The sequence below is a fragment of the Spirulina sp. 06S082 genome (assembly GCF_034932145.1).
Lineage (GTDB): Bacteria > Cyanobacteriota > Cyanobacteriia > Cyanobacteriales > Spirulinaceae > CCY15215.
In genome coordinates this window covers 1-11,729 of the sequence record NZ_JAYGHV010000049.1, presented here as the reverse complement: position 1 = coordinate 11,729, position 11,729 = coordinate 1, and the positions used below count along the sequence as shown (strand labels likewise).

The window sequence follows — 11,729 nt, the reverse complement described above, 5'->3', positions numbered from 1 at the left end:
GGAACTAGCTCTACTGCCCTGGGAGGGGATATAAGACGAGGTGGTAGAACTTCGGTTCTGTCTAGCGCGATCCCCAGTGAAAAGGGAAGCCGCTATCGTAATCTTTGATTCGATAGCGGTAGTTCACCAATTCAGTGAAAAGTTTTAAGGTTTCCCGTTTCCGTTCTGAAGCAGTGATAAGATCGATACCTCGAGCTAGGGGTGCTTGGACTATCCAGGCTGAGAAATACCCTGAGAACCTGAGACTGGTTAGCACCAGCGTAGGGAAGCCATGATTAAGAGGAATTCAATATGCGTACAGAATGGATTGCTAAACGACGCGGTCAAACAAACGTGACACAAATGCACTATGCCCGTCAGGAAATTGTCACGGAGGAAATGGAATATGTCGCCAAGCGAGAAAATTTGCCTCCCGAGTTAATTCGCAAAGAAGTAGCGCGGGGACGGATGATTATTCCGGCCAATATCAATCATGCCAACCTCGAACCGATGTGTATTGGTATTGCTTCTAAGTGTAAAGTCAATGCAAATATCGGCGCGTCTCCCAATTCTTCCAATTTGGACGAGGAGGTGGCAAAACTCGATTTAGCGGTGAAATATGGTGCGGATACGCTGATGGACCTTTCCACGGGAGGAGGAGATCTCGACATTATTCGCACGGCAATTATTAATGCTTCTCCGATTCCTATTGGGACGGTGCCCATTTATCAAGCCTTGGAAAGCGTGCATGGGTCGATTGAAAAACTCACCCCTGATGATTTCTTACATATCATCGAAAAACACGCGAAACAAGGGGTGGACTATATGACCATCCATGCGGGTATTTTAATCGAGCATTTGCCTTTAGTGCGCGATCGCATTACAGGAATTGTCTCTCGGGGGGGCGGAATTATCGCCCGGTGGATGTTACACCATCATCAGCAAAACCCCCTCTACACCCGTTTTGATGACATTATCGAAATCTTTAAAAAGTACGATGTTTCCTCCAGTTTAGGGGATTCTCTGCGTCCGGGTTGCACCCATGATGCGTCGGATGCAGCACAATTGGCCGAGTTGAAAACCTTGGGACAATTAACGCGCCGGGCCTGGGAACATGACGTACAGGTGATGGTAGAAGGTCCTGGCCATGTGCCGATGGATCAAATCGAGTTTAACGTCAAAAAACAGATGGAAGAGTGTTCTGAAGCGCCCTTCTATGTCCTCGGTCCTTTGGTGACGGATATTGCCCCAGGCTACGATCATATTACTTCGGCGATCGGTGCTGCGATGGCGGGTTGGTACGGAACGGCGATGCTCTGTTATGTGACACCCAAGGAGCATTTGGGCTTACCGGATGCAGAAGATGTTCGTAACGGTTTAATTGCTTATAAAATTGCTGCCCATGCTGCGGATATTGCCCGTCATCGTCCCGGTGCCCGCGATCGCGATGATGAACTCTCCGCAGCGCGGTATAATTTCGACTGGGATCGTCAATTTGAACTGTCCCTCGATCCCGATCGCGCCCGAGAATATCACGATGAAACTCTGCCAGATGATATTTATAAGAAGGCAGAATTTTGCTCGATGTGCGGTCCAAAGTTCTGTCCAATGCAAACAAAAGTTGATGCGGATGCGCTAACGAAATTAGAGCAATTCTTAGCACAAGAGAAAGAAAAAGAACCTGTCTTGCAAGCATAAGACATAAGTTAGCCTCGATTCTTGTAAGAATCGAGGCTAACTCACTTAATAACGGTAATATCAAATCCGATTAATGGGCATAACAAGCGGGCAAGATGCCCGCACTACTGTAATTATTGAATATTATCGCAGTGGGAGCGTCTCGCTCCCTAGATTTTTAATGATAGTATTCATGCGGATTTGATATAACTAAATCAAAGGCGGCAAGATAAAATTTCTTGACGAGAAACTAACTTCTCTATATTTGCCTGACTTTCCTGAAGCAATTGAACTCGGCTGTCTAATGGCTGTGTCTTTGCCTGTTCTGGAACAGTCCATTCGGGAAAAGATGGCACGAGATTCCTTGCTTGTAACGTCATGTGAAGTTGTAACTCAGCTACATACTCACTAATATCTTCGTGGAATAATTCGTTTGTTTCGTGGATTTGTGGTGAAACCAATGTTCTCTCCCCTCTAGAAACTCAACATTCATATCAGTAGACCCTACCACTTCCTTTACCGTTCTTGTCATTTAGTCACAGTGTTTAAATATATCTTAATATTTTGTTGAGATTTGATTCAAACGTTCGGAGTCTGGAACAATCGTGGGTAAGGGGCAAATATGACCCGTTTCCAGTAATGCAGTCAACTCCGATGGGGGAAGGGGAGGACTAAAGAAATAGCCTTGAAGAGCCTGACAGCGTTGCTGCTTGAGAAATATGAGATCGACTTCCGTGGATACACCTTCTGCGATCGTGCGACAATTGAGCCTCCTTGCCATTTCCACGATCGTCTTAACAATCGCCGCATTAGTCGCATTCCAATCCAAATCGCGAATAAAACAGCGATCGATTTTAACAATATCGAAACTCAATTGTTGTAAATAGTTTAACGAACCGTATCCCGTACCAAAATCATCAATAGCAATAGAAATTCCCAAAGATTTCAGCTCATTAATTTTTTGTTGTGCTAACTGAATATTTTCCACCAAAACACTTTCAGTAAGTTCCAATTCGAGGGAGTGAGGAGAAAATTGAGTTTGTAATAAAATGGCTCGAAGGCGATCGCCAAATCGATCGTCATTCAGTTGACGCACGGATAGATTAACTGCCAGAGAAAGTTTTCTCTGAAATTTTTCTTGCCAATACTTAACTTGTTCGCACGCCGTTTTTAATATCCATTCTCCCATCTCGACCATCGCGCCCGAATCCTCAGCAATAGGAATAAATTGTACGGGAGAAATTTCTCCTTTTTGAGGATGAAACCAGCGCATGAGAGCTTCTACACCGATAATTTCTCCACTGTTTAAACTAACTTGAGGCTGATAATAAACTTGGAGTTCTTGTCGTGTTAAAGCATGATGTAAATTTGCTTCTATAAACGATCGCTCCCGCGAATGCAAGCGAAATATAGGGGTATAGTATTGACATTGACTTCCTCCTTGTTCGATCGCATAATTTTTAGCGATCTCGGCGCGATCGAGTAAATCCTCCAAATCCAAATTGGCCGCATCGTTGACAGCAATCCCTAAACTTATCGTCAGGAATATTGCTTGATTGCGAACCAAAAAAGATTCCTGAAAGCTCTCTACAATAGTTCGCGCAAATTCGCTGACATCGCGATCGCAGAGTAGAAAAACAAATTGATTGATGTTGCAATAAGCAAGAGGAGTCGCATCAGAATGATAGCGTTTTAATCGTTGAGCCACAGACTGCAAAATCAGATCGATCTGCTGCTGCGGCCACATTCGCTGGAGGCGATCGAAGCGATCGATCGCCAGGACGCAAGCTGAGATATCTCCTTCCTGTGGGATTAGCAAGCGATCGCCAGCCCAATCCGATAACCATTGTTGCAGAGAAAACTTGTTAGGAAGTTGGACGAGAAGATCGTGATGGAGAAGATAATCGACTTGATTCTCTGCTTGTTGGAGGCGATCGCGAAATCTTTGCTGGAGGCGATCGCGTTTTTGTAGTTGTATTTCGATCGCACGGAGTAACTCTGAAAGAGTAAAGGGTTTCGTCAAATAATCATCGGCTCCCAACTCCATACCCTGACGAAAATATTCTTTTTCGGCTTTTCCCGTTAAAAAGATGAATGGGATGGTGGCCAAGTCACGATCTTGGCGAATAAACTGTAAAACTTCATAACCATTTAATTCTGGGATGACCAGATCGCAGAGAATCAGATCGGGGTATTCCTCTTGTGCCGCTTGCAAACCTCGGCGACCATTGGCAGCAGAGGTTAATTCATACCCCTCAAGGGTCAGGAAATCTAAAAGATTCTCGCGGATAGCCTTATCGTCTTCAATGACAAGAATTTTAGTCATGCTCGGAAGAGAGCAGTAGAGGGGAGATCGGAAAATTGCTCTGATTTTAGCTTAACCGATCGCCCCAAGCAAGTTAGAGTAAAGCGAATTATCTGTACAATAAACTTTGTGTTGCGATCGCTTCACAATTCAATCCTGACTTTGCCTTTATAGAGTAGAAACGGAATCAGTAAATTTAATGTTAGTTTTTCGTCATCTAGTGGTTGTGAGTGCCGGAGCAGTCTTGGCTTTTGGTTATGGAGTACCAGCGATATCTCAGGAATCGCTGACGGTGGATCCATCTGTAGATTCATCCCTAAACCTTGGGTCGAGTCACCCCTCTTCAGACATAAATTTTTCTTCCTCGGTAGTAACAGAAAAACCGAACAAAAACCCAGCCCTTAAGGTTGAGCAACCAGAAGCGCAGTCTGAAACCCGAGAGAGAATTGTTTTGGATAAAACAAGGAATCTCAACCCCTCCTCTTTAGCCTCAAGTCCTAATGGTGATGCGGCTGAGGAGATTAATGCTGAGGAGATTAATGCTGAGGAGATTAATGCCGAGGAGATTAATGCCGAGGAGATTAATGCCGAGGAGATTAATGCCGAGGAGATTAATGCCGAGGAGATTAATGCCGAGGAGATTAATGCCGAGGAGATATCCCTAGACGATGTCACCTTAAATACCTCAGAGTCTCCTGAAACTGAGGTTATCAAACCAATTGTTCCTTCTGACTCTACTCTGGAATTATCCTGGGAAGCAGATATTCCCAAGCTAACTCCCGAAATTACCGAAGACTTGGCTCAAAAGCCCTTAATCCTTGAAACGAGCCAATTGCCGGAATTGTCGGAAGAGGAAACATTTCCCCCTCCAGAAGAAGAAGAAATTGAGTCAGAATCGTTGCCCGATCGCCTCGATCCCGAGGATGGCAATCTCGAGAATAACAATCCGGGAACAATTGTTGACGAAGTTTCCCCCTTACTCGACGATCCCATCGAAGAACCCTCGATTCGAGGTCGTCAAGTCGTTCCTCCTCCGGAAAACCTCAATCCCAGTGGTAATCCCTTACTATTTCCCACAGAACCCGATGAAGTTACCATCGATCTCTCGCAACCTATCACCTTAAATCAGGCGATCGCCCTAGCTCGTCGCAATAATCAAGATTGGCGCAAAGCCTGGCTCAATCTAGAAAAAGCCGATGCAGCCCTGCGAGAAGCCCTAGCAGCCAATTTTCCCAGCCTTAGTGCTGAAATTAACCTCAGTCGCACAGATTCTGCCACCACGGAACTCTCCAATCGTCGCTTGAGGAATCGAGGTTTGAGCGCCTCAACCAGTAGTACAGCCACGAATTTAGTGGATGGAACTCTGCAATTAAGCTATACCCTCTATGATGGCGGTTCTCGTCCCGCTCAAATCCGCCAAGCAGAAGAAACCGTGCGCTTTAACCAATTGGAAGTCGAACGGGTGGTAGAGGAATTGCGCCTCAATACGGCTAATGCTTACTATGCCCTGCAACAAGCCGATGCGACGGTGGGGATCGAACAAGCGGCCGTAGATGCAGCCAAACAAACTTTACGGGATGCAGAACTCCTCGAACGGGCGGGTTTGGGGACGCGATTTGACGTTTTGCGGGCGCAAGTGGAACTGGCTAACAGTCAGCAAAGTTTAGTTAATGCTCGCGCCGATCGCAGAATTGGCCAGCGACAATTGGTACAAATCTTATCTTTAGGGGAACAGGTTGAAGTCACCATCGCCGATCGCATCGAACGGGCGGGAGATTGGGATTTGTCCCTAGAAAATACAATTGTTCTGTCCTATCGCAATCGCGCGGAATTGGAGCAGCAGTTAGTTCAGCGAGAGATAGACGAACAACAGCGCCAAGTCGCCCTCTCGGTTCTCAGACCCCAAGTGAGCCTATTTGCTAACTATAATGTCGCCAATATTCTCAATTTTGGCGAGGGATTTGCCGATGGCTATGCGATCGGTGCGACCCTTTCCTGGAATCTGTTTGATGGAGGCGCAGCCCGAGCCAACAGCCGACAGGAGGAGTTAGATATTGAAATTGCTGAAGTCAATTTCGAGCAACAGCGCAAGAGCATTCGCTTTGAAGTGGAGGAAGCCTACGAAAACCTGACAGCCAGCGATGAGAATATTAAAACTGCGACCGTGGCGGTACAGTTGGCGGAAGAGAGTTTACGATTGGCTCGCTTGCGCTTTCAAGCAGGGGTAGGGACTCAAACCGATGTCATCGACGCGCAAACCGAACTGACGCGATCGCGAGGTAATTTACTCACAGCAATAGTCGGTTACAACCGCGCTTTGGTCGCTCTGCAACGGGCGGTGAGTAATGTTCCCGATAATCGCCTCTTTGATTTACCCTAATGAGAAAAGGCGATCGCGCGATCGCCTTTTCTTCCTGCCCAGAAAAATTTACATTTCGTTGCATTTCTTCATAAGATAGAAATTCACCAATGGCCTTAAGGAGAACAGATGGCGAATATTACCTTTGTTAACGAAAAGAAAGAAGCGATCGCAGCCGATGGTGCAAACCTACGGGAAAAAGCATTGGCCAATGATATCGATCTTTATACCCTCAAGGGCAAATTGATGAATTGCGGCGGATACGGCCAATGCGGAACCTGTATCGTCGAAATTGTAGAGGGGATGGAAAATCTTTCCGAACGGACGGATGTAGAAAAACGGAAGTTAAAACGAAAACCTCCCAGCTATCGCCTCGCCTGCCAAACCATCGTTAATGGTCCCGTCAGCGTCAAAACAAAACCGTGAACCTTAAGCCTTAAGCAGGAGTTTAGAGCTAAATTCTCTCAAAATTAAACCGATCGAGCAAAATGAGATAATACCTTCGATGGTAGCGCTAATTTTTCCTAGCCATGAAAAATGTTCCTTTGCGTTTAGTTCTTATTGTTCCTTTTGTCTTACAGATTGGTTTTGCTGTCGGGTTAACCGGATGGCTCTCCCTTCGTAACGGTCAAAAAGCCGTCAATGAAGTAGCCGGAAACCTCCGACAGGAGATTAGCGCGCACATTGAAGAACACCTACGAGCTTATCTGGCCATCCCGCGAGACACGAATGCCTTTAATGCTCAAACCATCCCTTGGGAAGAAGCCAGTATCTTTCGCGATCGCGGCTTAGAACGCCAAATGTGGCAACATCTGCAAGTCTTTCCCACCTTAACCGCCAACTATTTAGGGACAGAGAGAGGAGAATATGTTTCGGCCAAACGTCAAGGCGATGGAAGTTTATCTTTTGGCATTCGCGATCCGAGACAGGATGAGATTACCCGCCGCTACCGCGTCAATGAGAAAGGCGATCGCGCAGGAATTGACCAGCTTTTTCCCGATTTCGATCCCCGTCAAAGACCTTGGTACAAGACAGCCCGCCGCACTCCAAAAATTGCTTGGAGTGAGGTTTATCCCGACTATACTGCCGAAGATTTAGCAATTACGGCGGTGCATCCCCTCTATGACGAAAACGGACGTTTGCAGGGGGTTTTAGGCAGCGATATTCTCCTGACCCGCTTTCGCGAATTTCTCCAAGAGATGGAAATCGGCAAATCGGGAATCACCTTTGTGATGGAACGAAACGGAGAATTAATTGCCACCTCTGAGGAAATTTCTGTATTTTTTATCGAAGAAGAACGACCCCGACGCATTCAGGCTCACCGCACCCCCGATCGCCTCATCCGTTTAACCGCCCGCCATCTGCAACAACAATTGCCTAACCTAGAAAATCTAGAAGACAAGCAACAATTAAATTTTGCCATTGACGATCGCACTCAATTCGTCCAAGTGACCCCCCTGAGAGACGATGCGGGCTTAGATTGGCTAATAGTTGTGACGATCCCCGAAACTGATTTTATGGGGCAAATTCACGCCAATACGCGCCAAACCATCGCCCTATGCGCTCTAGCTTTAATCCTCTCTACCGGTGCGGGTATTTTAACCGCTCGTTGGATTTGCGTCCCTATTCTGCAATTAGCCGCAGTCAGCCAACAATTCAGCCAAAATTCAGACCGAGAGAGATTTTCCTCGGGCGATCGCCTGATTACTTCAGAAGCGATTACTTCTTTAACCACTTCAAATATCCGCGAATTGGGAATTTTGGGACGTTCCTTCGTGCAAATGTTAAGGAAATTACAGGAAGTGCTAGAAACCCTCTCGAAAACCAATGCAGAACAAGAAAAGGTCGTGCAGCAACGGACGCAAGCCTTAGAAGATAATCACCGCAAGTTACAAGAGCGAGATGAGATTTTAGTGATGTTGGCGAAAACCCAATCTCTCTATCAAGGAGATCTGCACGCTGCTTTTGCCGCCATTAGCCAAAAAACAGCCCAAACCCTTGCAGTGGAACGAGTGAGTATTTGGTTACTCGATGAGACAACTGGGGTGATGCGCTGCGAAGAAATTTTTCAGAAGAATCCCCCAACCCCCCATTTCCCAAACTCAACCCCTCAACTGGAATGGGCGATCGCCGATTATCCTCTTTATTTTCAACTCTTAGCCAGCGATCGCCCTCTTGCAGTCACTGACGCTCAAAACGATCCCCGAGTGGGGGAATTAAAAGCGACCTATTGGCAACCTTTACAAATTACTTCCTTTCTTGATGTTCCCATTCGCCTTGCGGAAAAAATTCGCGGTGCCATTCGCATTGAACGCACAAAAGTTCTCCATACTTGGACTCCCGAAGAAGAAAATTTTATGCGATCCCTTGGCAATTTAGTTTCCCTCGTGTTGGAAATGCGCGATCGCCAAACCAGCGAAACCCGATTCCGCGATTTATTTCGTTCGGCTCCTATTGGCATGGCAGAATTGTCGGTAACGGGGGCATTTTTAGATATTAACCCTTCTTTTTGTCATTTATTGGGCTATCCTTATCGGGACTTTGTGGGGGAGCAGTTTTATAATTTTCTCCATCCTGGCGATCGCCCAACCCTAAAAACAACCTTTCAACGCCTAATTGATAATGAAACCAGTGAAAAAAACTGGGAAGGGCGTTTCGTGCAGAAAAGCGGGCGGGTTGTTTATGCTTCCATCGAGATTTATGTGCGACGAGACGCGATCGGCAAGCCTCTCTCTGCAATTTATCAAGTGCAAGATATTACCCAGCGCAAGCAGATCGAACTTGCCCTTGAAGAGCAAAAACAATACTTGCGTTTAATTCTCGATAATATTCCCCAACAAGTATTTTGGAAAGATACGAACTCTGTTTTTCTGGGTTGTAATGAGCATTGGGCTAAAGCGGCGGGTTTGGAAGGTCCTGAAGTTGTTGTGGGGAAAACCGATTACGATCTCATCCCCGATCGCGCTGTCGCAGACTACTATCGCGCCAAAGACAACTATATTATGACTTCCAATCAGCCGGAGTTACATAATATTTCCCTTAAATACCGCCCAGATGATGAAGGTAAACCCATTTGGCTGGAAACGAACCGGGTCCCCATCCACGATCGCGATGGCAATGTTATCGGTATTTTAGGCGTATTAGATGATATTACCCAGCGCAAGCGGGCAGAAGAAGCCATTCACGAAAGCGAAACTCTTTTAAATGCTACTTTTAATCAAGCAGCGATCGGCATTGCTCAAAGCGATCGTGAGGGAAAATGCCTGCGAGTTAATCAACGCTATTGCGATATTTTGGGCTATAGCGAATCGGAACTCTACCGGTTAACTTTTCAAGATATTACCCACCCCGATGACTTTACCACCGATCTCGGACAGTATTTGCAATTATGGGCAAGTAAAATTATTACCTACAGTCTAGAAAAACGCTATATTCGCAAAGATGGCACGACAATCTGGGGCAATAAAACTGTTTCTTTAGTCTATGATTCTCAAGGACGACCCCGTTATGCCGCAGAAATTTTAGAGGATATCAGCGATCGCAAACAAGCAGAAGTAGAATTACAAAAAGCAAAAGAAGATGCAGAAGCTGCTAACCAAGCGAAAAGTCAATTTCTGGCTAAAATGAGTCACGAACTTCGCACGCCTCTTAATGCTATTCTCGGTTTCAGTCAACTCTTAAACGACGCAGCTAATTTCACGGCTCAACAACAAAACTATCTGAATATCATTAATCATAGTGGAGAGCATTTATTGACTTTAATTAATGATGTACTTTCTATGTCTAAAATTGAGGCAGGACAAGTTACTTTTGCGGAAGATTGCTTCGATTTATACTGTTTATTGGATACGATTAAGGGGATGCTGCATCTCAAAGCGAAGAGTAAGGGTTTAGAACTATTATTTCAAGAATGTACCGACGTTCCCCGTTATATTTACTCCGATGAAAATAAACTGCGCCAAGTTTTAATTAATTTATTAGGAAATGCGATAAAGTTTACGGAGAAAGGTCGGGTGATTTTACGGGTCAGTCAGTTGATTTTAGAGGGAACAGGCAAGAGGGAACAGGCAAGAGGCAACAGGCAACAAATAACCCTTCATTTTGAGGTTGAAGATACGGGAGTGGGGATTGCAACCGAGGAGATGAATTTACTATTTCGACCCTTCGAGCAAACCCAAGTTGGACTTAATTCTTCCGAAGGGACGGGTTTAGGTTTAGCTATCTCTCAGCAATTCGTCCATTTAATGGGAGGAGAAATTACAGCAACTAGCATTCCCGATCGCGGTTCTACATTTAAGTTTACCATCCCAGTAGGTTTGGGAAATGTTGCCAATGTTACCAATATCTCTACTAATCTTCTGGCGATCGGCTTGGCACCCAATCAACCCGAATATCGTATTTTAATTGTTGATGATTCCCCTGAAAATCAGCATTTTCTGGCTCAAGTATTAGAGCAGCTTGGATTTACAGTTGCCAAGGCAAAACATGGGCAGGAAGCGATCGCCCTTTGGAATAGTTTTCAGCCTCATTTGATCTGGATGGATCTACAAATGCCGATAATGGATGGTTATGAAACTACGCGAAAAATTCGGCAACAAGAAGAAAAGCAACAAAAAAATAGAGATGATTCGACAACAAAAGCATTCAATCCTGTTATTATCATTGCCCTGACTGCTAGGGTATTTGAGGAAGATTGTGCCGTTGCAATGGAAGCGGGATGCGATGATTTTGTTCGCAAACCTTGTCACACTGAAGTCTTATTAGAGAAGATGTCGCAATATTTGGGAGTGCGTTATTCCTATGCAGACTCTACGGTGGAACAAGCCTACAATACAGAAGAGAATGAGTCGAGGGATGATTTACAAGAAGAGTTGCTGAAAATGCCTTCGGAATGGATAGCGGCTGTTAATGAAGCAGCAATGCAGTGCGATCGCACCCTTCTTTTACCTTTACTGACAACAATTCCTTCCCAATATAAATCCCTAGCTGAGGCGATCGAGGCTTGGGTTGATGAGTACCGTTTCGATTTGATTATTGATTTGACTGCACGAAATTAGTTTTTTATACTCCAATTTGCTATAATAACTCAACTTGCTAGTTATTGATTCGATCCCCCCCAGCCCCCCTTGATAAGGGGGGAGAATCCCAAAGTCCCCCTTGATAAGGGGGGAGAATCCCAAAGCCCCCCTTGATAAGGCAGGGACTATTCGTTGAAAAAAGGAAAATACTACAATGCCTGACTTGTCGTTAATTATTGCCCCCCTAACCCCCCAAATCTGAGGGGAACCGGAGTCAAAGTCCCCCACACTTGGGGGATTTAGGGGGCTGGCACTTTGGGGGTTACATTTTTTCTCTCTCCGATGAATAGTCCCTACCTTGATAAGGGGGGAGAATCCCAAAGTCCCCCTT

6 protein-coding genes and 1 riboswitch are annotated in these 11,729 nt (G+C 45.5%); of the genes, 4 read left to right on the top strand and 2 right to left on the bottom strand.

Annotated features, from left to right (window positions below; translation table 11 throughout):
- Positions 1–187 precede the first annotated feature (187 nt).
- Positions 188–284: riboswitch (TPP riboswitch) on the top strand.
- Positions 285–291: 7 nt separating this feature from the next.
- A complete protein-coding gene (gene thiC, locus VB714_RS05665) occupies positions 292–1,677 on the top strand; it encodes a phosphomethylpyrimidine synthase (RefSeq protein ID WP_323222027.1) in 1,386 nt (461 codons plus the stop codon).
- 194 nt (positions 1,678–1,871) lie between these two features.
- Here thiC and VB714_RS05660 read toward each other — a convergent pair whose 3' ends face one another.
- Positions 1,872–2,117: a hypothetical protein gene (locus tag VB714_RS05660; protein ID WP_323222025.1), complete on the bottom strand. Its 246-nt coding sequence runs from the start codon at positions 2,115–2,117 to the stop codon at positions 1,872–1,874.
- 95 nt (positions 2,118–2,212) lie between these two features.
- Entirely contained in the window at positions 2,213–3,982 is a 1,770-nt protein-coding gene (locus VB714_RS05655) for a putative bifunctional diguanylate cyclase/phosphodiesterase (RefSeq protein WP_323222023.1), read from the bottom strand.
- A 178-nt stretch (positions 3,983–4,160) separates the two neighbouring features.
- On the opposite strand from VB714_RS05655, the gene VB714_RS05650 reads away from it, so the two are divergent.
- From VB714_RS05650 to VB714_RS05640, 3 genes are all read left to right on the top strand, one after another.
- Complete coding sequence (locus VB714_RS05650; RefSeq protein WP_323222022.1) at positions 4,161–6,341, top strand: TolC family protein; 2,181 nt, start codon at positions 4,161–4,163, stop codon at positions 6,339–6,341.
- Positions 6,342–6,449: 108 nt separating this feature from the next.
- Positions 6,450–6,746, top strand: a complete 297-nt coding sequence (locus VB714_RS05645; protein WP_323222020.1) for a 2Fe-2S iron-sulfur cluster-binding protein — start codon at positions 6,450–6,452, stop codon at positions 6,744–6,746.
- Positions 6,747–6,850: 104 nt separating this feature from the next.
- Positions 6,851–11,377 (top strand): PAS domain S-box protein, encoded by a 4,527-nt coding sequence (locus VB714_RS05640; RefSeq protein WP_323222017.1) that lies wholly within the window; start codon positions 6,851–6,853, stop codon positions 11,375–11,377.
- The last annotated feature ends 352 nt before the right edge of the window (positions 11,378–11,729 follow it).